At 68.7% G+C, this 23,586-nt stretch carries 21 protein-coding genes and 1 pseudogene; 8 read left to right on the forward strand and 14 right to left on the reverse strand.

The features are described 5' to 3' along the window. Together SBI80_RS12150 and aceA are read right to left on the reverse strand one after the other, a co-directional pair. Positions 1-285, reverse strand: coding sequence for a hypothetical protein (locus SBI80_RS12150; RefSeq protein ID WP_318974878.1), 285 nt, complete (start codon positions 283-285; stop codon positions 1-3). A 68-nt stretch (positions 286-353) separates the two neighbouring features. Continuing rightward, positions 354-2,666, reverse strand: coding sequence for an isocitrate lyase ICL2 (gene aceA, locus SBI80_RS12155; protein ID WP_318974879.1), 2,313 nt, complete (start codon positions 2,664-2,666; stop codon positions 354-356). A gap of 180 nt (positions 2,667-2,846) precedes the next feature. On the opposite strand from aceA, the gene SBI80_RS12160 reads away from it, so the two are divergent. Next, positions 2,847-4,760: an ArnT family glycosyltransferase gene (locus SBI80_RS12160; RefSeq protein WP_318974880.1), complete on the forward strand. Its 1,914-nt coding sequence runs from the start codon at positions 2,847-2,849 to the stop codon at positions 4,758-4,760. A 65-nt stretch (positions 4,761-4,825) separates the two neighbouring features. Next, entirely contained in the window at positions 4,826-6,166 is a 1,341-nt protein-coding gene (locus SBI80_RS12165; protein ID WP_318974882.1) for a serine/threonine-protein kinase, read from the forward strand. A 23-nt stretch (positions 6,167-6,189) separates the two neighbouring features. Here the strand turns inward: SBI80_RS12165 and hutH are convergent, their stop codons facing one another. The 4 genes and pseudogenes from hutH to SBI80_RS12185 form a co-directional block, all read right to left on the reverse strand. After that, positions 6,190-7,725, reverse strand: a complete 1,536-nt coding sequence (gene hutH / locus SBI80_RS12170; protein ID WP_318974884.1) for a histidine ammonia-lyase — start codon at positions 7,723-7,725, stop codon at positions 6,190-6,192. Between the two features lie 63 nt (positions 7,726-7,788). Then, on the reverse strand, positions 7,789-8,370 hold the full coding sequence (locus tag SBI80_RS12175) for a GyrI-like domain-containing protein (RefSeq protein WP_318974886.1): 582 nt from the start codon (positions 8,368-8,370) through the stop codon (positions 7,789-7,791). A 64-nt stretch (positions 8,371-8,434) separates the two neighbouring features. After that, positions 8,435-8,557: pseudogene (locus tag SBI80_RS12180) on the reverse strand (MerR family DNA-binding transcriptional regulator); the annotation flags it as partial. Between the two features lie 74 nt (positions 8,558-8,631). Continuing rightward, positions 8,632-9,315, reverse strand: a complete 684-nt coding sequence (locus SBI80_RS12185; RefSeq protein WP_318974887.1) for an ANTAR domain-containing protein — start codon at positions 9,313-9,315, stop codon at positions 8,632-8,634. 308 nt (positions 9,316-9,623) lie between these two features. On the opposite strand from SBI80_RS12185, the gene SBI80_RS12190 reads away from it, so the two are divergent. The 4 genes from SBI80_RS12190 (at position 9,624) to SBI80_RS12205 (ending at position 12,082) form a co-directional block, all read left to right on the forward strand. Further along, on the forward strand, positions 9,624-10,460 hold the full coding sequence (locus SBI80_RS12190) for a glycoside hydrolase family 16 protein (RefSeq protein ID WP_318975245.1): 837 nt from the start codon (positions 9,624-9,626) through the stop codon (positions 10,458-10,460). A gap of 118 nt (positions 10,461-10,578) precedes the next feature. Then, on the forward strand, positions 10,579-10,818 hold the full coding sequence (locus SBI80_RS12195) for a hypothetical protein (protein ID WP_318974889.1): 240 nt from the start codon (positions 10,579-10,581) through the stop codon (positions 10,816-10,818). Positions 10,819-11,051: 233 nt separating this feature from the next. Then, complete coding sequence (locus tag SBI80_RS12200) at positions 11,052-11,588, forward strand: MarR family winged helix-turn-helix transcriptional regulator (RefSeq protein WP_318974891.1); 537 nt, start codon at positions 11,052-11,054, stop codon at positions 11,586-11,588. Positions 11,589-11,665: 77 nt separating this feature from the next. Next, positions 11,666-12,082: a DUF5078 domain-containing protein gene (locus SBI80_RS12205; protein WP_318975246.1), complete on the forward strand. Its 417-nt coding sequence runs from the start codon at positions 11,666-11,668 to the stop codon at positions 12,080-12,082. A 9-nt stretch (positions 12,083-12,091) separates the two neighbouring features. Here SBI80_RS12205 and SBI80_RS12210 read toward each other — a convergent pair whose 3' ends face one another. Continuing rightward, entirely contained in the window at positions 12,092-12,364 is a 273-nt protein-coding gene (locus tag SBI80_RS12210) for a hypothetical protein (RefSeq protein ID WP_318974894.1), read from the reverse strand. Between the two features lie 334 nt (positions 12,365-12,698). Here SBI80_RS12210 and SBI80_RS12215 point away from each other — a divergent pair, with 334 nt between their 5' ends. Beyond that, positions 12,699-13,937, forward strand: a complete 1,239-nt coding sequence (locus tag SBI80_RS12215) for a KasA/KasB family beta-ketoacyl-ACP synthase (protein WP_318974896.1) — start codon at positions 12,699-12,701, stop codon at positions 13,935-13,937. Between the two features lie 14 nt (positions 13,938-13,951). On the opposite strand, the gene SBI80_RS12220 is transcribed toward SBI80_RS12215, so the two are convergent. The 5 genes from SBI80_RS12220 to SBI80_RS12240 form a co-directional block, all read right to left on the reverse strand. After that, positions 13,952-15,313, reverse strand: a complete 1,362-nt coding sequence (locus tag SBI80_RS12220) for a WS/DGAT/MGAT family O-acyltransferase (RefSeq protein WP_318974898.1) — start codon at positions 15,311-15,313, stop codon at positions 13,952-13,954. A gap of 48 nt (positions 15,314-15,361) precedes the next feature. Beyond that, positions 15,362-15,814, reverse strand: a complete 453-nt coding sequence (locus SBI80_RS12225) for a response regulator (RefSeq protein WP_318974900.1) — start codon at positions 15,812-15,814, stop codon at positions 15,362-15,364. Next, positions 15,811-17,352 (reverse strand): sensor histidine kinase, encoded by a 1,542-nt coding sequence (locus SBI80_RS12230; RefSeq protein WP_318975248.1) that lies wholly within the window; start codon positions 17,350-17,352, stop codon positions 15,811-15,813. The genes SBI80_RS12225 and SBI80_RS12230 overlap by 4 nt, the downstream gene beginning before the upstream one ends. A gap of 65 nt (positions 17,353-17,417) precedes the next feature. Continuing rightward, positions 17,418-18,638 (reverse strand): PP2C family protein-serine/threonine phosphatase, encoded by a 1,221-nt coding sequence (locus SBI80_RS12235; protein ID WP_413232702.1) that lies wholly within the window; start codon positions 18,636-18,638, stop codon positions 17,418-17,420. 106 nt (positions 18,639-18,744) lie between these two features. Then, on the reverse strand, positions 18,745-19,098 hold the full coding sequence (locus SBI80_RS12240; protein WP_318974902.1) for an STAS domain-containing protein: 354 nt from the start codon (positions 19,096-19,098) through the stop codon (positions 18,745-18,747). A gap of 286 nt (positions 19,099-19,384) precedes the next feature. Here SBI80_RS12240 and SBI80_RS12245 point away from each other — a divergent pair, with 286 nt between their 5' ends. Next, the gene (locus tag SBI80_RS12245) at positions 19,385-21,571 is read left to right on the forward strand and encodes a SpoIIE family protein phosphatase (RefSeq protein ID WP_318974904.1); all 2,187 of its coding nucleotides are present in this window, start codon (positions 19,385-19,387) and stop codon (positions 21,569-21,571) included. On the opposite strand, the gene SBI80_RS12250 is transcribed toward SBI80_RS12245, so the two are convergent. Continuing rightward, entirely contained in the window at positions 21,568-22,722 is a 1,155-nt protein-coding gene (locus SBI80_RS12250) for a PP2C family protein-serine/threonine phosphatase (RefSeq protein ID WP_318974905.1), read from the reverse strand. The genes SBI80_RS12245 and SBI80_RS12250 overlap by 4 nt on opposite strands. Next, a complete protein-coding gene (locus tag SBI80_RS12255; protein WP_318975249.1) occupies positions 22,719-23,519 on the reverse strand; it encodes an alpha/beta fold hydrolase in 801 nt (266 codons plus the stop codon). The genes SBI80_RS12250 and SBI80_RS12255 overlap by 4 nt, the downstream gene beginning before the upstream one ends. Between the last annotated feature and the right edge of the window lie 67 nt (positions 23,520-23,586).

A 23,586-nucleotide genomic window follows, 5' to 3' on the forward strand; every position in this document is an offset into this window, starting at 1 on the left:
TCAGCTGATGCGGGTCTCGGGGGCGACGAGGCCCACCGACTTGGCGGTGTCGATCGCGCGGTCCCAGCTGAGTTCGACGATCACCACCACGCCGAGTGCGGCGACGACGGCGATCAGGGATCCGAGCCAGTGCACCCAGGACGGCCCGATCCGCAGATCGCCCAGCAGTACCAACGACGACATGCCCGCGAGGACCAGGATGGCGGTCAGTGCGGACCGCCGACGGTCCCGGTTGCCGGCAGCGGCCGTCCGCTCACCAGCCATGGGATTGGCGAATGCGCTCATGTCCCCACGATGCTCGGCCGACATGTTGGCAGCCCAAGGCGAGGCTTTGAAGAGCATGTGAAACCCGCTCAGTCCTCCTTGCGGATCAACCGCATCAACGCCTCGCGGTCGGGCGCCAGCAGCTCGTCGATCCGCGGCTGGTTCACGTCGGCCACCACGATCTCGCCGACGTCCTGGCGGACGTTGCTGAAGATGCCGTGGGACTTCATCTTCTCGGTCTGGTAGACGTTGTCCTCGGTCGGCGTCACGTAGTAGACGGCCTCGGCCTTGAAGCGGTGCACCAGCCAGAGGTGGACCAGGGTCATGAGGCGCTTCTTGCGGAGCTTCTCGGCGAAGGTGTTCTGATCGCGCACCGTCAGGATGCTGCGGCCGTGCCGGTCCTTGATCGGATCGACGAGCACGTTGGCGAGCAACTCCTCCTCGCCATCCTCCCTGGCGCCGTAGATGCCGAGTTCGAGCACCTCGCCCCCGGCCCGCCGGGGTCGCAGCTGGACGCGCAGCTTCTCGTCGAGGTGATAGTGCTCGCCCCATAGCGCGAGCCAGTCCTCCAGCAGTTTCTTGGGCACCTCGGTCTGCACCAGGTGCTGATGCTGGGTGGAGCCCTTGCCCATCGACTTGGTCGTCGCGGTGCGACCCGACGACGCCGCCAGTGCGGCGTCGCTGCGGGGTCCGCCGACCAGCGTCTGCGGCGTGCGGTACGGCGACTCGACCAGGCGCATCTTGCGCTGCAGGCGGGCTAGCGCGAGCATCCCGTCCTGCCGAAGGGCGGTGGCGAACTCCTCGGCGGCGACGCCGTCGATCTGGTGACCGCCGTAGGTCATGAAGTTGAAGACGAAGCCCATCTTCCCGATTTCGGCAGGGAAGGCCCGCATCTCGTCGTCGCTCATGCCGGTGGTATCCCAGTTGAACGACGGCGACAGGTTGTAGGCCAGCATCTTGTCCGGGTAGACGCGATGAATTGCGTCCGCGAACTGCTTCGCGTCGGCCAGGTCGGCAGTCTTGGTCTCCATCCACAGGATGTCGGCGAACGGCGCGGCCGCCAGCGACTTGGCGATGGCGTAGGGGATGCCGCCGCGGACCTGGTAGTAACCCTCGGGGGTCTTGGCCCGCTCGCAGTCCCACGGCGCGTCGGCGCCGAGTTCCCGCGCCTTCTCCCTGGCGGCGTACAGCGACGCGCTGGTCGCGAATTCACGCCAGGCCGCGGGCGTCATCTCCAGCGGCTCGCCCTCGCGCTCGCGGAACGCCAGCAGCTCGGCCACCGCCTCGCCGTAGGTCTCCAGCCCAGCATCGGCCTGCCAGGCGTCGACGAACTGCGACTCGACGTCGTCGAACAGGTCGTCGATGGAGGAGGCCTTGCCGTCCTTCCACTGCGTGGCCGCCTCGGTCACCACGTTCGCGATGCCGTGCCGGTCCAGCCAGGCGTCGGCCGTGGCGTACTCGCCGTCGGGGATGGCGTAGAGCAGATGCCCGCGGATGTCGGTGACGCCCTGGGCGTACAGACTCCGCATCATCGCCAGGTAGCAGGACTTGTACGGCGGCACCTTGAGATTCGTCGCACCGAGCAGGAACGGCTGGTCGCGCTCATCGGCGCGGCTGTCGATCAGGTTGGCGGCCTCGGCGTCGGTGCGCGCCACGATGATGCCGGGCACGCGCATGATGTCGAGCTGGAAGCGGGCGGTGTTGAGGCGCTTGATCTGCTCGTCGGACGGCACCAGCACCTTGCCGCCCTGGTGGCCACACTTCTTGGTGCCTGGGCGCTGATCCTCGATGTGGTAACCCGGTACGCCGGCTTCGACGAAACGGCGAATCAGGTTGCGCACATGGGGATCTCCGCCATGTCCGGTGTCGGCGTCGGCGATGATGAACGGCCGGTAGTCGTAGGCCGGTGTTGCCGCACGCTGTTCGGGGGTCATCTTCAGTCGCAGGTATTGCTGGTTGCGGTCGGCGGTCAGCAGCGCACGCACCAGTCCCGCTGCCTCGTCCGGCACCTGGCTCAGCGGATAACTGGCCAGATCTGGCCCCGGGTCCTCGCTGATGGAGCCCTTTGCCGAGGTCGCCCAGCCACCGAGGTAGATGCCCTCGATGCCCATCCGCTTGATGGTGACGGCCTGCCCCGGCGAGTACGGGCCGAAGGTGGTGATGCTCTTCTGCTGGCCGAACAGCTCCCGCAACCGGGGGTGGAACGCCGCCGCCGCGTCCCGCGCCACCGGGTACTCGCATGCGATGGTGCCGCGCTGCTCGCAGACCTGACGTGCCGTGTACAGGCGCACGATTCCCTCGAAGCGTGGGCTGTCGAAGTACTGCTGGGTGGCGGCGACGTCCTTCTCGAAGGACTCGGCGAACGTGGTACCGGCCTGGACGTCCGGTTCGGTCATCGTCATCGGTGTGCGCTCCTCGTCCCGGCATCCGCTCTGATGGTCCGAGTCTATGGCGGCTGCCGCCCCGGAAGTTTCGAATCGGCATCTCCTCTCGAGGCGGGGTTACCGCATCGACGCCGGGATCCCAGCCGGGTCACCGCATCCTCACAGCCGCGTCAACGGATGGCCTGGCTAACTGGCGTGGTGACGACGACATTGGAGTTGCCGCTTCCGGCGAACGACGACACGGACGCACCCACCGCCACGTTCCGGTTCACCCGCCAGACCTGGGACCGCATCGGCTTCGGCGTCCTGCTGATCGCCACGCTGGTGACCTACCTCTGGAACATCACCATCAACGGGATGGGCAACCAGTTCTACGCGGGCGCGGCCCAGGCCGGGTCGAAGAACTGGGAGGCGCTGCTGTTCGGCTCCCTGGACAGCCAGAACTTCATCACCGTCGACAAACCCCCGGTGTCGCAGTGGGTGATGGGTTTGTCGGGGCAGATCTTCGGGTTCAGCAGCGCCAGCATGCTCATTCCCGAGGCACTGATGGCCGTGGCGACCGTGGCGCTGCTGTACGGGGCGGTCCGGCGAATCAGCGGTCCCAACGCCGCGCTGCTCGCCGGAGCGGCGCTGGCCCTGACGCCCGCCGCGGCCCTGATGTTCCGGTTCAACAACCCCGACGCCGTCATGGTGCTGCTGATGATGGCGGCCGTCTACTGCGCCGTGCGCGCGATCGAGGCGGCCAGCACCCGGTGGATCGTGCTCGCCGGAGTGGCGCTGGGGTTCGCGTTCCTGGCCAAGATGCTCGAGGGCATCATGGTCATGCCTGCGATCGGGCTGATGTACCTGGTCGCCGCGCCGACGCCGTTGCGCCGCCGACTGCTGCAACTGGTCGGCGCGCTGGCGGCCTTCGGAGTCTCCGCCGGCTGGTTCGTCGTGCTGACGCTGGTGTGGCCGGCGGGCTCGCGGCCCTACCTCGCCGGCTCGACCGACGACAACTTCATGAACCTGGTGCTCGGGTACAACGGGTTTGCGCGCGTCCTCGGCAAGAACGACCACGCCTTTGCGCTGAGTCCCGACGTCGGTGCCGCGGCGGGGACCGAGTTTCAGCTCGGCGCCGGGCATCACGGTGGCGGGTTCGGCGCCGACTCCCACGGGCTGACCCGGTTGTTCACCGGGGAATTCGGCTTCGAGATCGGCTGGCTGCTGCCCGCCGCCCTGCTGGCCTTCGTGCTGGTGCTCGTCGCGCGTGGCCGTGCACCGCGCACCGACGTGGTGCGGGCGGGCGCCATCGTGTTCGGCAGCTGGATGCTCGTCGACGGGCTGGTGCTCAGCTACATGAAGACCATGGTCCACCCGTACTACTGCCTGTCCTTCGTGCCCGCCGTCTGCGGGATGCTGGCCATCGGCGGTCACGAGATGTGGGGCCGGCGCGAATCCTGGCTCGGCCGAGGCGGTTTGATCGCGATGCTCGTCGGCACCGGGGTGTGGAGCTGGTGGCTGCTCGGCCGCAACGCCGACTGGTTCCCCGCCCTGCGCTGGGTGATCCTGGTGCTCACCGTCGGCGCGGCAGTGGGTCTGCTGGCGTCGTCGGCCAAGGCGCGCCCGCGGCTCGCCGCCGCCGCGCTGCTGGTGGGGCTGATCGGAGCCGGTTTGGGCACGGCCGCCTACTCGATCGCGACGATCGGCCAACCGCACAGCGGCGGCATGCCGCTGGTCGGGCCCGCTCAGCCGGACACCCGTCATGGTGGCTGGGATCAGGGCGTCGACAACCCCCAGCTGGACGCCCTGCTGCGCAACACCGACACCGACTGGTCGGCGGCCATCGACCGGTCGAGCCCGGCCGCATCGCTGGAGCTGTCCACCGACACCGCCGTGATGGCCATCGGCGGATTCGGTGGCAGCGACCCGACGCCGACGCTCTCCGAATTCCAGCAGGACGTGGCCAATCACCGGATCGGGTACTACATCGCCCCGGCCCAGAACAACCACCCCGGCGGATTCGGCGGCCGGTCGGTGCACGCCGACATCACCAAGTGGGTGGCGGCCAACTTCACCCCGATGAAGGTCGGTTCGGATACCGTCTACGACCTGAGCGCGCCGAGGCGGTGACCGGGGCGGTGTGACGCCGTCGTCGAATCGCTGGCCGGGCGGGGCAGTCTCAGTAGGATGCCCGCATGCCATTAGCCGCCGGGGAGACGTTCGCCGGGTACGTCATCGTCCGTCAGTTGGGCGCCGGCGCCATGGGCGAGGTGTATCTGGCCGAGCATCCGCGTTTGCCGCGGCGTGACGCGCTCAAGGTCATGGCGCTGAGCGTGTCGAACGACGCCGAGTATCGCGAGCGGTTCAACCGCGAGGCGCAGAACGCCGCCGCGCTGTGGCACCAGAACATCGTCGCCGTGCACGACCGCGGCGAGGACGAGGGCCGGCTGTGGATCGCCATGGACTACGTGGAGGGCACCGACGCAGGCCAGCTGCTACTGGAACCGGAGTACCGTCGCGGGCTGCCGGCGGCCGACGTGGTGCGGATCGTCAGGGCGATCGCCGACGCCCTCGACTACGCCCACCAGCATCAGCTGCTGCACCGAGACGTCAAGCCCGCCAACATCCTGCTGGCCGATCAAGCCTCCGGCGGGTGGCGGGCCCTGCTCGCCGACTTCGGCATCGCCCGGCGGGTCGACGATTCCAGCGGCCTCACCGAGACCAACATGGCGGTCGGCACGGTCGCCTACGCCGCACCCGAACAGCTGATGGGTCAGCCACTCGACGGTCGAGCCGACCAGTACTCGCTGGCCGCCACGGCCTTCGAGCTGCTGACCGGTTCGCACCTGTACCTGGACCGCAACCCGGCCGTGGTGATCAGCCAGCACGTCAGCGCCCCGCCGCCGCAGATCGCGGATCGCAAACCCGAGCTGTCGGGGTTGGGCCCGGTGCTGGCCAAGGCGCTGGCGAAGTCGCCGGCCGACCGGTACGAGTCGTGCACCGAATTCGCAAAGGCGTTGTCCCGCAATCTCAATGGCGACATGGTTGACTCCGAGACGGACGACACCATGCTGGCCACTCCGGTAGCGCGCTTGGGCTCGGGGAAGGCGGCCAAGAGCCGCACCTGGCGCCTGGGGCTGGTCGCCGCAATCGTGGTGGGACTGCTGCTCGTCGGCGGGGTCGTCGCGGGCATCCTCATCGCCCGGCATCAGAGTTCGACCGCGGCGCCGCCGGCACCGGCCGCGCCCTCGGTACCGGTGGTGCTGGTCGGTGCCGACTGTCAGGTGCTCGGCGCGGCGGGTGTCACCGAGACGGGGGCGAAGGCGTTCTGCGCGCGGCTACCCCCGTCGAACGACATCATGTGGTCCCTGGTCTCCGGGGTGGTGCCCGTGCCCACGGTGACGCCTGGGCCCGGCGAGCAGGTGTACCCGGCGGGCATCGAGGAGCAGGTCCGCGTCTGCGTGCAGCAGACCGGTGAGTCCCGGGTCCAGTGCCGCGAGGACATCCGGCGCGGAAACCTCTACGGCCCACCGTGATCGGCTAGTCCAGCGGGGATCGGCTAGTCCAGCGCGCCGACGACGCCTTCGGCCGCGCGGACGAGTGCTCCGGAGCGCGCCAATCCGACGGCGGCTGCGATCTCCGGTGCCAGGAAGCGATCCGGCCCCGGCCCTTCGACGCGCTCGCGCAACGCGCCGATGACGGCACCCGTGGCTGGTGACGGCGTCAGCGGTCGACGCATCTCCAATCCACGTGCGGCGGTGAGGATCTCGATCGCGAGCACGGTGGTCAGACCGTCGACGGCGCGGCGCAGCTTGCGGGCCGCCGACCATCCCATGGCGACGTGGTCCTCCTGCATGGCCGAGGACGGAATGGAGTCCGCGCTGGCCGGATTCGCCAGCCGCTTGAGCTCCGAGACGATGCCCGCCTGGGTGTACTGCGCGATCATGTGGCCGCTGTCGACGCCGGGATCCTCGGCCAGGAACGGGTTGAGGCCGTGGCTGCGGTTGACGTCGAGGAACCGGTCGGTGCGCCGCTCGCTGATGCTGGCCAGATCGGCGACGACGATGGCCAGGAAGTCGAGCACGTAGGCCACCGGCGCGCCGTGGAAGTTCCCGTTGGATTCCACGCGGCCATCGAGGGTGACGACGGGATTGTCTATGACACTGGCCAATTCGCGTTCGGCGACCGTCCTGGCGTGCGCGGCCGTGTCCCGCGCCGCACCGGCGACCTGGGGCGCGCAGCGCAATGAGTAGGCGTCCTGCACGCGCGTGCAATCCGGGGTCTGATGGCTGGCGACGATGGCGGACCCCGCCAGCAGGCGGGTCATGTTGGCCGCGGCGGCGGCCTGCCCGGGATGCGGGCGCAGCCGCTGCAGATCGGCCGCGAAGACGCGGTCGGTACCGAGCTGCCCCTCGACGCTCATCGCCGCGGCGACGTCGGACAGCCGCAGCAGCGCATCGAGGTCGGTCAGCGCGAGGACGAGCTGACCGAGCATCCCGTCGGTCCCGTTGATCAGCGCCAGGCCCTCCTTCTCGGCCAGGACGACCGGGCGAAGGCCGTGCTCGGCCAGAGCCTTCGCGGACGGCTGCAGCTCACCCGAACGCGTCCGCACGTATCCCTCGCCCATGACCGAGAGTGCCACGTGCGCCAGCGGTGCGAGGTCGCCGGAGCACCCCAGGCTGCCGTACTCGTGGACCACCGGCGTCAGCCCGGCGGACAGCAGCTCGGCGTAGGCCTGCGCGGTGTCGAGGCGGACGCCCGTGCGTCCGCTTGCCAGGGTGGACAGCCGCAGCAGCATCATCGCCCGAACCACCTCACGCTCGACCTCAGGGCCGGCGCCCGCGGCGTGCGAGCGGATCAGGCTGCGCTGCAGCTGGGTACGGCGTTCCTTGGGGATGTGTCGGGTCGCCAGGGCGCCGAACCCGGTCGAGACGCCGTAGACCGGGGCCGGGTCGTCGGCAAGGGCCTCGATGGTGGCCCGGCTGGCGTGAATGGCCGCCACCGCCTCCGCGGAGATGCTCACCGCGGCGTCATCGCGCGCCACGGCGACGAGCTCGGAGAAGTCGACCGGTCCCACGCCAACGGTCACGGTCATGTGGCGGATCCTCCTGGTGCTCTGACGAGTGGTGCTCCGAGGCAACCGTAGCCTCGCCGCCGGTCAGGCGGGCGCGATGGGCCAGCCGATCTCGGTACGCCACTGATGTTCCGTCGGGGTGTCGCGCGGTCCCACCAGGTAGGTCTCGTGGACGGGACCGGCGATGGTCAGCTCGTGCTGGTTCACCCACACCCCCAACGCGCCGTAGGTGACGTCGATGTCGGTGTGTGCGCCGCGGTGCACGGCGCAGGCCAGGTCGGTCGAGGGGATGACGAGCGGCTCCACCCGGCCCGATCGCGGGGGTTCCCGGACGGGCACGTAGACCTCCAGTCGACCACGCTCGTCGGTGAACAGTGCGTTGTCGTACAACCCGCCCGGTGGACCGGTGGCGCTCTGGCCGGCGGCCGCCAAGGCCGCGTCGACCTCGGCCATCGCATCGGCGTACCAGGACAGGATATCTTGGGCGGCAACGGTTTCGGCGATCGAGGCCGCGACGATCTCGGCGGTGGTCCGGCGGCTTACCTCGACCGTGTTGGCCGGGTCGAGCAGCCGCTTGAGCGCCGCGACGGCGGTGCGGGTGTTCCAGCTGGGTCTCGAGGCGCTGCAGGTGCTGGCCGATGAGCAGACCACGCTCGTCGGGATCACCGGTCGAGATGAGCTCGGCGATCTCGCGCACCGGCATGTCGAGGTCGCGGAACCTCCGGATGGTCTGGGCGACGGGGATCTGACCGGCGCGGTAGTAGCGGTAACCGCTGAACGGATCGATCTCGGCGGGCTCGAGCAGGCCCGACTCGTGGTAGCGCCGCAGCGTCTTCACCGACAGGTGGGTCATCCGGGAGAAGTCCCCGATGCTCAGACGCCGTGGCACCGTCTCAGTGTGCAGCCTCCCGGTGGGGGAGAGTCGCGCTACCGCTGCTCTGCTTCGGACCGCCGGTGCGCCGTCAGCAGGAGGTCGTCGTAGACCGCGCGGTCGACGAGCTGCCGGCGCGACGCCTGGGCGAAGTCGCGCACGACCCGCTCGGCGACCCGCCGAAGTTTGACGTTGTGGTGCTGTGACTGCCAGCGCAACAACTGGAACGCGGCGTCGGCGTCGATGGCGTAGACCACCATCAGCATGCCCTTGGCCTGCTCGATGGTGGCGCGGTTCTCGGTGAAGTCGGCGACCGCGGCGGTGACTTGGTCCTGCTGGGCGTCGGCCGACGGGGTGACGTCGACGAAGAAGCCTTGCGCGCCAACGACGCCTCCCGTCTCACCGACGAGGATGTCGGCGACCAGCAGCAGCTGGCGAACGACGCGGCCGGTGTCGATGATGCGGTGGCTGGTGCTGAGAGGGCGCAGGTGCCTGCGGACGCCGTGCAGCGTGGCCGTCACCGAACGCTGGTCCTGCGGGTGTGCGTGCGAGAGCACGAGTTTGGTGGTCGGCGTGACGGTGCCCGGCTCATATCCGTGCATGATCTGCACCTGTGCCGACCATTCCCACCGGTCGTCGGCGAAGAAGTACCGCAACCAGCCGACACGCCGCGCGGCATCGTCATCCCAGTCCGGGGCTTGCGGGCCGCCTCGTGGCTGCCCGTCGACGTCCAAGCTCATCCCACTCCACTGCTGATACGACCTCTGCGAGCCTCAGCCAGGCGGTGAACGCACCAGCAACTGGTGTTGCCAAGAATCTGGGGCACCCATCTTCCTACCCCCGATAGGGGCTCGTCTCAAGCCAGAATTACGTTGCTGGGATGTCGTCATGAATTGGTCACCGCAGGGCATTGGTCCGGCAGGGCGGCGTCGATGTTCCCCAGGTGGTGAGCGCGGTGACCCGGCCGCGCGACGACGTCGGCGACCCCAATCACGCCCCAATCGCGCGCCTTTGCGGGTTTGGGCTCTATCGTGTCGCTGTGCCAGAGATGGATCGTCGCAACCTTCTGTTCATGTCGGGGCTCGGCCTGCTGGCCGCTGCCATCCCCGCTCCCTTGGCGGGCGCGCTGCCGTCCGGATCGCGGACGCCAGGGCTGGCGCCCCCGCCGCAGGTGACCACGCCGCAGTACCTGTTCCACGACGAGTTCGACGGCCCTGCGGGTTCGGCACCCGATCCGGCGAAGTGGACGATCGCGACGGCGCGCGAGGTGATCAAGAACCCGGTGTTCTGGGACCGGCCCGAGAACATGGGGCAATACCGCAACGATCGCCGCAACGTCTTCCTGGATGGCAAGTCCAACTTGGTCATTCGGGCCACCAGGGAGAACGGCAAGTACTTCGGCGGCAAGCTCACCGGCAACTGGCGGGGTGGCATCGGGCTGACCTGGGAGGCCCGGGTGAAGTTCGACTGCCTGACCCTTGGCTGCTGGCCGGCGTGGTGGCTGCTGAACGACGATCCGGTGCGCGGTGGCGAAGTGGACCTGGTCGAGTGGTACGGAAATGGCAACTGGCCGTCGGGAACCACCGTGCACGCGCGACTGGACGGCACGTCCTTCGCGACCCAGCCCTTCGACGTCGACAGTGCCTGGCACGTCTGGCGGGTCACCTGGAACGACAGCGGGATGTACTTCTGGCGGGACTACGTCGATGGCATGGAGCCGTACTTCACGGTGCCGGCCAACTCGCTGGACGACTGGCCGTTCAACGACCCGGGCTACCAGCTCTCACCGATGCTCAACCTCGCGGTTGGGGGGTCCGGCGGGGGTGACCCCAGTGGGGGTACCTACCCGGCCGACATGCTGGTCGACTGGGTCCGGGTGTGGTGAGGCGCCGCATCGCGCGCCCGCGCCGACGGTGAGACGTCGAACACCGCAGGAATAAATGGGGCCCCGCCGTCCTTCAGTTAGACGAAGGACTGTTGCAAGTTGGAGAGGGGTCCCAAACATGAGGTCTAACAACAGCAGAACGCTCGCAATCGCCGCCGGTGGCGCCTTGGTGAGCCTCGGTGTCGTCGGCGCGACCATCGCGCAGGCTGCGCCCGGTTTCGTCGCCGATTCGACGATGAACATCGGCACCACCAGCACGGTTACCACCGCGCCTGCCGCACCGCCAATTCCCATGGCACAGCCCAGCATCAAGGGCCCCGCCCCGCTGCCCGTCGAGGAGCAGGGGCTGCCCGGCTGATCGGATCCATTTGCATAGGTTGACCTATGAAGATGGCAGGAGCGGTACCGATTCTGGCCTCGACGTCGATTGACGTCGGGGCCAGTTTCGCGCCGAGAGCCCGTGCCGGGGTGTCACTCTCAGCAATGTTCCGGCTGCTTCACAGCAAGGATCTGACGACCGCCGGTGTGATCCACGCCTCATTTCGGCTCCTTTCTAGTACATCTACATAAGCATCGTGATATAGATTCTTGGTGGAACCTTCCCGGCTCGAGGACGGAATTGGTCCGATCGGCGACGCGATCGAAGAGGCGATGGATCTGACCGTCCGCCACCTCACCGATCGCGCCGGACTCAGTGCGGGCGCGGCAATGCTGTTGAACCGCTTGGTGCACGAGGGTCCCGCGCGCTTGACGCAGCTGGCCTGCCTCGAGGGCACCTCTCAGCCGGCCATGACCCAGATGATTCAGCGCCTGGAACGCCAAGGCTGGGTGCAGAGGTTCAGCGACCCGCAGGACGGCAGGGCAGCCGTGGTGGCGCTCGCCGCCGAGGGCAAGGTCCGCCTCGACGAGCGCCGGGACGTGCGCCGCGGCCGGCTCGCCGATCTGCTGGACACGCTGTCGTCGGAGGACGAGTTCTCCCTCACCCTCGCGGCGCAGGTCGCCCTGCCGATCCTGCGGCGGCTCAACGACAACGCAGTCGTGCTCGCAGCGGCGGCGGCTCAGGTCGCGGCCGCCGACTGCCCCGACCAGGGGCCGGCATTCGAAGACGTACGGGGAGGAAAGTCGTGATGACACAACGAGAATCGAGGCGCGACGCCCGGCAGCCGGGACTGCCCGCGCGCATCGGCTTCGCCGCTGCCGCCGCCATGGCCGCCGCAACGGCGTTGGCTGGTCCGGCGGCGGCCGACGCCACCGACGACTTCCCGATCCCGCACCGGATGATCGTCACGACCTGTGACACCGAGCAGTACATGGCCGCCGCCCGCGACACCAGCCCGGTGTACTTCGAGCGCTACATGATCGACCGCAGCAACCGCCCCGCCGACGTCCAGCAGCAGGCCGAGGACCGCATCCACTGGTTCTTCTCCCTGGACCCCGTCGCCCGCCGGCAATACTCCGAGGACACCGCCACCAACGTCTACTACGAGAACGTGGCCACCCACTGGGGCAACTGGGCCAAGCTGTTCTTCAACAACAAGGGCGTCGTGGCCAAGGCCACCGACGTCTGCATGAACTACCCGCGCGGCGACATGTCGGTCTGGGACTGGCCCGTCACCCCCTAGGCCCCGGCGCTACGCGCGGTGGTGGCGGTGATCCCCGGCCGCCGCGCGAAACGCCCCGTGGGTGGGCTTGCGCCGATAGCGCTGATAGGCGTTGCCGCGCGCGATGCCCAGTGCGATACCGATCTGACCCCACTCGACGTCCAGGTCGCGCGCTGCGTCGACGGCATCCTGAAGCTCCTGCTGCGCGATGTCGACGAGTTCTGCGGATCGAGTGCGCTTCGCGGCGGCGACGGCCTTGCCGGCCGCCGAGACCGCCTGCAAGGCAGCCGTTTCCCAGGCCATTCGTGATAGGGCCGACGTATCCGTGGTCATCGCCGTAGCCTCCTGCCGTTCCGCAAATATTATCCCGGGTTCAATAGCTGCGTCGACTGTTTGATTTCTTAAATTGTTCCAGGTGGGAGCCGTGCCGTTGGGATGGGTCTAGATTGGCTAGCTAAGGTAGCAATCCGAAGTGTCTTCGCCCTGCTGCGGTGTCGGCGGTCGGCACGGCCCCCGGTGCTGGCGGCGACGATTTCGGATTCGGTCGAACCACGTGCTGTGATCGAAGGAGCACGGCGCCGTCTCCCATGGGTGCGGACGGAAGCGAACGGTCTCCACACCGGAAAGGGAGGTTCAGATGGCAGGCGACTTTCCCGAGGTGGTCATCACCGGATACGCGATGACCAACGCACTCGCCACCGACGCAGAGGCCACCTGGACGGCCATGCTCGACGGGCGTAGCGGGATCCGTCGCTTGTCACCGGATCTGGCCGACGAGCTGGACCTGCCGGTGAAGATCGGGGGTCAGCTCCTCGAGGACTTCGACTCCGAACTGAGCCGGGTCGAGCTGCGCCGACTGTCCTATCCGCAGAAGATGGCGCTGATCCTGAGCCGACGTGCATGGGCCCATGCTGGAACGCCGGAGGTGGACCCCACGCGGCTCGCCGTTTCGGTCGGCACCGGGTTCGGTACGGCCGAGGAGGTCATCCTCGCCTACATCGACATGCGCAAGCGCGGACTCAAGGCCGTCTCCCCGCTGGCCGTCCAGATGTTCATGCCCAACGGTCCGGCGGCGGCGATCGGACTCGACCGCGCCGCGCGGGCGGGGGTGAGCGCTCCGATGATGGCCGACGCATCAGGCGCCGGCGCCATCGCCCAGGCTTGGCAGCAGATCGTCTTCGGTGACGCAGACATCGTGATCTGCGGTGCCGTGGAGTCACCCATCGAGGGCGTGCCGATCGCGGCCTACTCCCAGATGGACGGCGTGATGTCCACGCACAACGACGATCCCGCCGGTGCCTGTCGGCCGTTCGACCGCGACCGCGACGGCATGGTCCTCGGCGAGGGCGGTGCGCTGATGATCATGGAGACGAAAGCACACGCCACGGCGCGGGGTGCGAGCATCCTGGCCAGGGTGCTGGGCGCCGCCGTCACCTCGGACGGCTTCGACGCGATGAATTCCGACCCCGACGCCGGACAGGAAGCGCATGCCCTGAACCGGGCCATCGAACGCGCGGGCCTGACCCCGGCAGACGTCGACCTGGTGAACGCGCACGCCGCGGGCACCGTCGCCGGCGACCTCGTCGAGGCGACCGCGCTGCAGAAGGTTCTCGGAGCGCACCGTCCGGCGGTGTACGCCCCGAAGGCGGCCCTGGGCAACACGTTCGGGGCGGCAGGTGCGATCGAGGCCGTGCTGACGGTGCAGGCGCTTCGCGACGGTGTCGTGCCGGCGACGCTGAACACGACTCAGCTCGACGAGCGGATCGACCTGGACGTGGTCACCGGGGAACCGCGCCGGGCCGATTACCGCGTGGCGGTGAGCAATACGTTCGCCTTCGGTGGCCACAACGTGGTGTTGGCCTTCGGCAAGTACTGAGGGCGCGTCGGACCCTAGATGCCGACGGCCCGCTCGAGCTCGGCCAGGGAGTCCTCGAGATGCATCAGCAGCCGCTGCAGGTGTGGCACGCTGCGTCGGCAGCCGACGAGCCCGAAGTCGAGATTGTCGCCGTTGTTGGTCATCGTGATGTTCAGCGCCTGACCGTCGAGGGCGATCGACAGCGGGTAGTTGCCGTCCAGCCGTGCACCGTTCCAGTACAGCGGTTCCCGCGCACCGGGCACGTTGGAGATGACGATGTTGAACGGCGGCGGCGCCGAGGACACGAACCCGGGAAGCAGCCCGAGGGCGATGCCGGAGACCAGGAACGCCGACAGGGCGAGGGCCTGGGTCCTCGGTAGCTCGGCGAAGACCTTCTTGTTGTCGCGCATCGAGGTGTTGATGGCGTCGAGGCGCTTGGCCGGGTCGGCGATGTCGGTACCCAGATTGCACAGGATCGTGCCCACCATGTTGCCGCCGGCGTCCTGTTCGCCCTCCGAGCGCAGGCTGACGGGCACCATGGCGACCAGCGGAGTCTCTGGCAGCGCGTCCTGCTCGATCAGGTAGGCGCGCAACGCGCCCGCGCACATGGCCAGTACGACGTCGTTGACGGTGACGCCGGTTGCGGACTTGACGGCGCGGAAGCGCTCCATCGGCCAGGACTGCGCGGCCGCCCGGCGCGCACCGCCGATCGGGACGTTGAACATCGTCTTGGGCGCCCGAAAGGGCAGCGTCAGTTGCTGTTCCAGCAGGGCTGCCTTGGCGATCGCCAGCGTCGACGGTGCCAGCGAGGCCAGCGACCCGACGGTCCCGGTAAGGGATTGCAGCGCCGACCGCGACGGGCCGGAATCCTTCTTCGCCTTGGGGCCGAGCGTCCACGGCACCCGCATCTCGCGGTCGTCCGGATCGGTCGTCATCGACCGGATCGTCAGGCGCTGTGCCGAGACGCCATCGAGCAGCGAGTGATGGATCTTGGTGTAGATCGCGAATCTGCCGTCGCTGAGCCCCTCGACGATGCTCGCCTCCCACAGCGGGCGGTGCCGGTCGAGCAGGGTGCCGTGTAGCCGCGACACCAGCTCGAGCAGATCGCGCACCCGGCCGGGGGCGGGCAGCGCCGATCGCCTCAGGTGGTAGTCGATGTCGAGTTCGTCGTCGAAGGCCCACGCCAGGTTGGAGACGCCACCCAGCAATCGGGCCGGATGCTTGCGGAACGTCGGCTGGAAGTCGTCGTTCTTGACGATCGTCTCGTACATGTCGCGCAGGAAGTCGATGCCGGAGCCGGCCGGCGGCTCGAACAGCTGCAGGCCAGCCACGTGCATCGGGTGCTCGCGGGATTCGCCGAGTAGGAACATCGAGTCCGTCGGCGAGATGAGCTTCATGGACGTGACGTTACCCACACCGGCGGGGATTCACGCATCACCATCGCATCAGCCCTGAGGCAACCGAACCACCTGGACGAAGAACTCGTCGATCTGGCGCACCGCGTTCATGAACTGATCGAGGTCCACCGGCTTGGTGACGTACGCGTTCGCATGCAGTTTGTAGCTGCGCAGGATGTCCTCCTCGGCCGAGGAGGTGGTGAGCACGACCACCGGGATGTGGTTCAGGTTGTCGTCGGACTTGATTTGTTCGAGCAGTTGCCGGCCGTCGTACTTCGGCAGATTCAGATCGAGCAGGATCAGGTCCGGTCGGGGGGCGTCCTTGAAGGCGCCGCGCTGGTAGAGGAAGTCCAGGCCTTCCTCGCCGTCGTGGGCTACGTGCAGATTGTTCTTGATCTTGTTGTGCTCGAAGGCTTCTCGGGTGATGAGCTCGTCACCCGGGTCGTCCTCGACGAGCAACACGTCGATGGGGCGGGCGGCGTTCCGGTCGGCTGACGTCAACGGGGGGTTCCTTCCGAAGGGGCTGAGGTCCCGGTGGCAGATGCCACGGGAACGGGTGAGGAGGCGGCCGCGAGGACGGGCAGCGTGAAGTGGAACCGGGTGCCCCCGGTGTAGGACGTGTCGATCCAGATCGTGCCACCGTGATGCTCGACGATCTTCTTGCACAGCGCCAGTCCGATCCCGGTGCCGCCGTACGCATCCCGGCCATGTAGGCGCTGGAAGATGATGAAGACCTTGTCGACGAACTCGGGTGCGATGCCGATCCCGTTGTCCGACATGGTGATCGACCACATGTCGGAATCACCCCGGCGACACTCGATGACGATTCGTGGAGCCACACCGTCGCGGCGGAACTTCATCGCGTTGCCGATCAGGTTCTGCCACAGCATCACCAGCAGCGTGGGGTCGCCGATGACCCGCGGGAGTGGCTCGGCGGGCCGGACGATCTCGGCGCCCGACTCGTCGACGGCCAGGCTCAGGTTGCCGAGCGCATCACCGAGGGCGGCGTCCAGATCCACCTCGGTCTGCGCCGAGTTCAGCCGGCCGACCCGGGAGAACGTCAGCAGGTCGTTGATGAGGACCTGCATGCGCTTGGCGCCGTCGACGGCGAAGGCGATGTACTCCACCCCGCGTTCGTCCAGCTTGTCGCCGTAACGCTTCTCGAGCAGCTGACAGAACGAGGTGACCTTGCGCAGCGGCTCCTGCAGGTCGTGGGATGCGACGTAGGCGAACTGCTCCAGTTCGGCGTTGGAGCGGCGTAGCTCGACGGCCTGCTCGTCCAGTCGCGCCTCGGCCGAGCGGGATGCCTCGAGTTCGTCGACGATGCGCTGCCGCATGTTCTCGATGTCGACCGAGATGCTGCGAATGTCCTTGGGGCCCTGCGGAACGATGCGCTCGGCGAAGTTGCCCTCGGTGATGCGCCGGCATGACGCGGCAAGCGCCTCCAGCGGCCGGGTGACCGCGACCCGCATGACGATCGCCAGCGCGATCGCCGTCACCAGCAGCACCACGACGATGGCCTCCAGCACCCCGTTGCGCCAGTGTCTGATGTCATCGAGGCTGGCGATGCCCGCGGCCCGTGCCGCGCGCAGATGATCGTTCTGGGTGTCGAAGAGCGCCCGGATGCGGTCGAATTCGACTTTGCCGCGCTCCATCGCGGACTGATCAACCGGCGTGGCGACGCCCGGCGTGATGCCGGCGACCAGGGGTTCGGCGAAGTTCTTCCGCCAGGCCTCGGACGCCTGCTCGATCGCGTCGAGGTCGCCGATCAGCTCCGTGCGGCCGCCGGCCCGCGCGCGCAGGTCCGCCGCGGCCGACGCCTCGGCGCGCTGCCCCTCGTAATAGGGCTCGAGGAACTGACGGTCGGCGGCGATCGCGTAACCGCGGATCGCGGTCTCCTGATCCCGCAGCGCGGCCTGCAGCTGATAGGCCGCCGACCGGGACGGCTGCAGTTCGTCGATCAGCTCGCGGGATACGTGGTCGGTGCGCTGGAGCAGCAGGGTGCCCGCGATCCCACCGCCGAGGACGAGCACGCCCATGATGGACAGCACCAGCGTCTGCCAGCCCTGGACCGTCAACGGCGAAGTGCGGCGGGGAGTCGGCGTCACTCGCCGGTCCGTTCCACCCGGACCACCGCGACGTCGTCGGACAGGCCGCCGCGGGATGCTGCCCGCTGGTCGGCTGCCTCGATCAGGGCGTCGACGAAGGCCTCTCCGGACAGATCGGCCCGCGAGCGGGCGAGCTCCAGCAAGCCGTCCTCGCCGAGGCGCTCGTTACCCACCCCGGAGTGCCCCTCGAACAGGCCGTCGGTCAACAGCAGCAAGCCCTCACCCCTCGGAAGTTCCAGTTCGGTCAGTGGCCAGTTCGTGCCGCCAAGGCCCAGCGCCGGGCCCGCGGGCGGTTCCAGCCACTCGACGGTGTTACCACCGTGGCGGAGCATGCCCGGGTGACCGGCCCGGACTGCGGTGAAGCCGGCGCTGTCGGGCGCGATGGCGATGCTCAGGACCGTGGCGAAGATTCCGCTACCGGGGCTCTCGGCGCGCAGGATGCGCTCCATCTGGCGCATGCGCTCGTTGCCGCGCAGGCCGGCGAAGGTCAGGGCCCGCCAGCCGATCCGCAGCGCGACGCCAAGCGCCGCCTCGTCCGGACCGTGGCCCGACACGTCGCCCACCATGACGTGCACGGTTCGGTCCTGGGTCTGGACGAAGTCGTAGAAGTCGCCGCCGAGCAGGGCGTTCTTGCGGCTCGGGCGGTACTTGGCGACGATGTCGACGCCGGGATCGTCGAGCAGCAGCGGCGATGGCAGCAGGCCGCGTTCCAGCCGCGCGTTCTCCTGGGCCCGCAACTCGCTGGCCCGCAGGTTCGTCGCGGTGAGCTCGGCACGTTTGCGCTCGATGGCGTACAGCAGCGTGCGGCGCAGCACCTCGGCTTCGACCCGGCCCTTGACCAGGTAGTCCTGCGCGCCGGACGCCAGGGCGGACACACCGAAGTGCTCGTCGTGCAGCCCGGTGAGCACCACGATGGGGATGTTCGGATCGAACTGCGAGATTCGGCCGAGGGCGGCGATCCCGTTCGCGTCGGGCAGGTTCAGGTCCAGCAAGACGCAGTCGGGCCGCAGCTGGGTCAGCTGGGCCTCCGCGTCGGCCATCGACGGCGCCCACACCATGCGGATCTCGATGTCGGCATCGGCGACCAGCTCCTCGACGAGCAGGGCGTCCCCGCGGTCGTCCTCCACCAGCAGCAGCGCCAGCGGCCGGGTCTGCGCGCCGACGCCGACCCCCGGGGTCGGATCGGTCCCGCACAGAGAGGCCACCGGCAACCACATCCTTCATACGTCAAATCGAGGCGCTGCCCCGGCTTGACAGTCCTCCGACAGTACCGGTGTCCTCGCGGTAGCGCGGGTAGTGCGTCGCGCTGGGCGCGGGGGAGTCCTAGGCGCGTAGGGCGGCGACGGCGTCGTCGATCGACGAGTAGAGCGCCAAGAACTCGTCGAGCTTGGTCAATTGGATGGGGCGCGCGGTCACCGGCCCGGTCGCGACAACCGCGAACTTGCCGGCTCCGCCCACCCGCTCGTGGGTCTCGGCGAGGATTCGCAAACCGACCGAGGCCAGGAACGACACCGCCGTCAGGTCGATGACCAATGCGTTCGGGTTCTCGTCGATCAGCTCGGTGACAAGTTCCTCCAGTGGCGGTGAAGTGGCCAGATCGACCACTCCGTCCACCAACAGCACCGTGATTCCCTCCCGACGCTCGACCGACGTCGAGATCGCATCGGCTGCTGACAACGGTCATCCCTCCCTAAGGACCCGGGTCGCCGCCGTGGCGACGAGACACGGCAAGCCTAGTGCCCACCGTCGTCGTGCCGGCTACCGGCGAGTAGGCGGCTGCCGAGTCACCCCTCAGGCTAATGTCAAGATCGGTGATTCACCCAAACCCCCACTTGGACGGCCCGAACCCGGACCGCGACCATTCCGCTGCACCGAATGCGGTTGCCGATTGCGTTCTCGGGGAACACACGCCCGTGATCGACGATGCGCTGGGCTCGATGCGGCACCGAGGGGTCGGCGCTCGATGACAGGTGGCGCGTCCTTCGCCGACGAATATGGCGCGGCGTTGCGCCGCTATCTCGACGATGGTGACGAGGCGGACTCGTCGGCCAGTGACGAGCTGGCACGCCGGGCTCTGACCGAGCGGCTGGGCGTTCCGGCGATCGTCGACACCCACTTGCGGGTCACCGATTCGCCCACCGCCGATTCCGACCGGGAGGCCACTCGGCGGTTCCTGCTGCAGACGCTGGCCACCTTCGACGCGCTCTCGCGGCAACCCTCCACCGGTTACGAGGCCCAGCGCGCCAGGGCCGACCACTTCCAGGGCCGCGACGCCTTCCGCGCCGCGCTGGTCAACGCGCTTCAGGAGGGCTTCTTCGTCGTCGATCGGGCGGGCACGATCATCGAGGTCAACGACGCGTTCGCGGCCATCACCGGTTACGGGTCCGAGGGGCTGCCCTACGAATGGCCGTACCCCTGGCTGGTCGACCGCGCGGAGGCGAGTCAGCGGCTGTCGAAGCTCGTCGAGACGAGCAGTCTGCAGGCCGAAACGCCGATCCGGCACCGCGACGGCCGAATCACGTGGGCCGCGGTGAGCATCAACTCCGTCATCGCCGGCGGCGACGAGCACGGGGCGTACGTCGGGACCATCCGTGACGTCACCGCCGCCCGGGCCTCGGCGGTCAGGGAGAACGCCGTGGTCCGCCTGGCCACCGCGGTCGGCATCGCCACCAGCGTCGCGGAGGTGCTCGACATCCTGCTCGACGAGCTGCGCGGCACCATCGACCTGCAGCGCGTGGTCGCGGTGATTTGGGACGGTTCGGGCTCCGAGTGCGTGGTGCAGGCGGCCGGTGACGACGCGGCGACGACCTGGCTCGACCTCGACCCCTTCCTGCGGGACCGCTTCGAGGAGGCGCGGGCTTGGCCGCCGCTGTCGGTGCGCGCCATCGGGACCGCGGGCCCTGCCGGTCCGTGGCTCGGGTTGATGGCGGTGCTGTCCGGCGCTGGCGCGATCGGATTGTGGCTCGAACACGGCACGCCACGCGTCGTCGGGGAGGACGACCGCCTGCTCGTCACCGCCCTCGTCGGGCACCTGAGTCTGGCGGTGCAGCATGTCCGACAGTTCGAGACCGCGCGGGAGGCGTCCCTGACCCTGCAGCGGACGATGATGCCGACGACCAAGCCGCCCGTCGGTTTCGCGGTGCGCTACGAACCCGCGGTGTCACCGTTGGAGATCGGCGGCGACTGGTACGACGTGCTGGCCGTCGGCGACCATCAGATCGGGATCATCGTCGGCGACTGCGTCGGCAGCGGGTTGGCCGCGGCGGCGGTGATGGGCCAGCTGCGCAGTTCGGCCCGGGTGTTGCTGATCAACGGCACGACCCCGGGCCGGCTGCTCGACGAACTCGACTCGGCGGCAGCGCTGATCTCCGGTGCCTTCTGCACCACCGTGTTCGTCGGGACCATCGACACCGATACCGGTGAGATGACCTACAGCAGCGCGGGTCACGTCCCGGCGCTGCTGTGGGCTCCCGGCGCGGCCACCGAGACGCTGACCGGCGCCACCTCGGTCCCGCTGGCGGTGCCCAAGACCGGCCCACGGCCGCAGGCATCGACGTTCCTCGCGCCGGGCGCCAGCCTGCTGCTCTACACCGACGGCCTCGTCGAACGCCGAGACGAGTTGATCGACGACGGCATCGAGCGGGCCGGGGAGGTCCTTGCCGAGATGGCCGAGTCGGCGGCCGGGGACGTCGCCGACGCGGTGCTGAGCGCCCTGGCGCCGCGCGACGGTTTCGACGACGACGTCGCGCTGGTGGTGTACCGGCGGCCGCCGGAGCCGCTCGAGATCGACGTCGTGGCGACCCCTGCCCAGCTCAGTGACATCCGGGGTCAGCTCACCGGCTGGCTGCGCGCCACCGGCATCCCCGACGAACTCGCCGGTGACATCGTCCTCGTCGTCAACGAGGCGTGCACCAACAGCATCGAGCACGCCTACCGCGACCGGCCGCCGGGGCGCGTCGTGGTGTGCGCGGAGGCCAAGGGACGCGGAATCTCGATCCGCATCACCGACTTCGGGTCGTGGAAGCTGCCCGACGCCAACCCTCGGCTGCGAGGTCGGGGCGTGCCGTTGATGCGGGCGGTCAGCGGGCACGTCACGCTGAACGGCACGGCCACCGGAACCTCCGTGATCATGACGTTCGAACTGGCCTAACCCGGGACGCCGAGCGCCAGCACCGCAGCGTCGTCCTCGACGCCGGGGCCGAGCTCGCCGATGAGGTCGCGCATCGCCAGCACCACGTCGGCCGCGGAGCTCGGCGCCCGCGAGGTGGCGAACTCCAGCAGCGCGCCCTCGTCGTCGAATCGTCGGGTGCCCTCCCCGGTCCGCGCCTCGGTGAAGCCGTCGGTGTAGAGCACCAGGGTGTCACCGGCCGCCAGCGCGCACTGCGCCGACGAGAACTTCGGGGTGCTGAACAACCCCACCGCCTGGCCGCCCGCGGTCGCCACGTAGTCCGCGGTCCCGTCGGCCCGCAGCAGCAGGGGCGGAGGGTGGCCACCGCTGGCGATCTCGACGTCGAAACGGTCACCGCGACGCACGATCACGCCGAACAGCACGGTGCAGAACCAGCTGCGCTTGGCGTAGGCGTCCTGCTTGAGGACGCGGTCCAGGGTCTGCAGAACGGCTGCTGGGTCCTCGACGCCGACGGCGGCCGCGCGCAGCGTGTACCGGGTCAGCGAGGTCAACGAGGCTGCGGCGACGCCCTTTCCGCATACGTCGCCCAGGAAGAATCCGTAGGCATCGCGGCTCAGCGGGAACAGGTCGTAGAAGTCGCCGCCGACGTCGCCGGCCGACGGGTTGTGATAGTGCGCTGCCGCCTCCAGTCCCGGGGGCGGCGCCAGGGATGGTGGTAGGAGCGAATACTGCAGTGTCCGAGCCATACTCACCGCGCGGGCGCGCTCGTCTTCGGCCCGCCGGCGTTCGGCCAGCAGTTCGCGCTCGTAGGATCTGCGGTCGGAGGCGTCGTTGGCGATGACGCGGATCAGTTCCGGATGTCCGTCGTTCCCGGTCTTCACGTTCGCCGTCAGCAGGACCGGAATGCGTCGGCCTTCGGGTGCAGCGAGGTCGACCGCGATTCCGCCGAGGCTGCCCGAAGCCAGAAGCATTGGGGCGAAGTGTGTTTCGTAGTGGATCCGGCCGCCGACGGTGAGCAGTTCGACGAACGGCGTGCCGGTGAGCGCACCCCGTTCGGCGCCGAGCCAGGCCTCCATCGTGGCGTTCGCCGCGCAGATCACCCCGGTGGGGGTGGTGAGGACGTATCCGCACGGCGCGTGATCGAACGCGTCTCCGAGCGACGGCGAGCTCACGGATGGGCCGCGAACTCGGCGATCGCCGCCGCCGTTGGATCCGGTGCGCTCAGCTGGGGGCAGTGTCCCGTCGCGTCGATCGTGACTAGCCGACTCCCCGGGATGTGGCCGGCGGTGTAGGCCCCGACGGCCTTGGGCGCCAACGTGTCATGCGAGCACTCGACGATCAGCGTGGGTACCGAAACCCTTGGCAGGTCGTCGCGATTGTCGGATAGGAACGTGGTGCGGGCGAACACCCGAGCCTTGGCCGGATCGTTGCGGCAGAACGCGTCGGTGAGTTCGGCTTCGAGCTCCGGCCGGTCCGGGGTGCCCATCACCGTTGGCCCCATCGTCCGCGACCACCCGAGGTAGTTGCTCTCCATCGATTCCAGGAGGTCGTCGATGTCGGCGCGGGAGAACCCGCCGGTGTACCCGTCGTGGTCGAGGTAACACGGCGAGGGTGTCAGCAGGATCAGTTTGGCGAAGCGGCGCGGATCGTCCGCCACGGCCAACACCCCCATCATGGCGGCCACCGAGTGCCCGACGAACACGACCTCGGTCAGGTCGAGTGCGGCCATCACCTGACCGATGTCGTCGGCGTAACCCTGCAGCGACGAGTACCGCTGGGCGTCCCATGCCGCGGGATCCGAGGCGCCGGAGCCAACGTGGTCGAACAGCACCAGACGAAAGTCGTCCTGCAACCGCGACACGATCAGGCGCCACAGGTTCTGGTCGCAGCCGAACCCGTGCGCGAGCATCAACGTGGGCCCAGTCGGTCGACCGCGCACCCTCACGTTGTTCCTCGCGATCACGTCCACGCGAGTCATCCTGCCACCATGTTCAAGGGCCGATCCCGGCGATGTTCAAGGCCCGATCCCAGCGATG

Origin of the sequence: Mycolicibacterium sichuanense (assembly GCF_033741125.1) — a bacterium.
GTDB lineage: Bacteria > Actinomycetota > Actinomycetes > Mycobacteriales > Mycobacteriaceae > Mycobacterium.

Excerpts from the sequence above, each read along its gene's own strand:
- SBI80_RS12150 (WP_318974878.1), bottom strand. The coding sequence starts at position 285 with ATGAGCGCATTCGCCAATCCCATGGCTGGTGAGCGGACGGCCGCTGCC.
- aceA (WP_318974879.1), bottom strand. The coding sequence starts at position 2,666 with ATGACGATGACCGAACCGGACGTCCAGGCCGGTACCACGTTCGCCGAG.
- SBI80_RS12165 (WP_318974882.1), top strand. The coding sequence starts at position 4,826 with ATGCCATTAGCCGCCGGGGAGACGTTCGCCGGGTACGTCATCGTCCGT.
- hutH (WP_318974884.1), bottom strand. The coding sequence starts at position 7,725 with ATGACCGTGACCGTTGGCGTGGGACCGGTCGACTTCTCCGAGCTCGTC.
- SBI80_RS12185 (WP_318974887.1), bottom strand. The coding sequence starts at position 9,315 with ATGAGCTTGGACGTCGACGGGCAGCCACGAGGCGGCCCGCAAGCCCCG.
- SBI80_RS12190 (WP_318975245.1), top strand. The coding sequence starts at position 9,624 with ATGGATCGTCGCAACCTTCTGTTCATGTCGGGGCTCGGCCTGCTGGCC.
- SBI80_RS12195 (WP_318974889.1), top strand. The coding sequence starts at position 10,579 with ATGAGGTCTAACAACAGCAGAACGCTCGCAATCGCCGCCGGTGGCGCC.
- SBI80_RS12205 (WP_318975246.1), top strand. The coding sequence starts at position 11,666 with ATGGCCGCCGCAACGGCGTTGGCTGGTCCGGCGGCGGCCGACGCCACC.
- SBI80_RS12210 (WP_318974894.1), bottom strand. The coding sequence starts at position 12,364 with ATGGCCTGGGAAACGGCTGCCTTGCAGGCGGTCTCGGCGGCCGGCAAG.
- SBI80_RS12215 (WP_318974896.1), top strand. The coding sequence starts at position 12,699 with ATGGCAGGCGACTTTCCCGAGGTGGTCATCACCGGATACGCGATGACC.
- SBI80_RS12220 (WP_318974898.1), bottom strand. The coding sequence starts at position 15,313 with ATGAAGCTCATCTCGCCGACGGACTCGATGTTCCTACTCGGCGAATCC.
- SBI80_RS12230 (WP_318975248.1), bottom strand. The coding sequence starts at position 17,352 with ATGGGCGTGCTCGTCCTCGGCGGTGGGATCGCGGGCACCCTGCTGCTC.
- SBI80_RS12235 (WP_413232702.1), bottom strand. The coding sequence starts at position 18,638 with ATGTGGTTGCCGGTGGCCTCTCTGTGCGGGACCGATCCGACCCCGGGG.
- SBI80_RS12245 (WP_318974904.1), top strand. The coding sequence starts at position 19,385 with ATGACAGGTGGCGCGTCCTTCGCCGACGAATATGGCGCGGCGTTGCGC.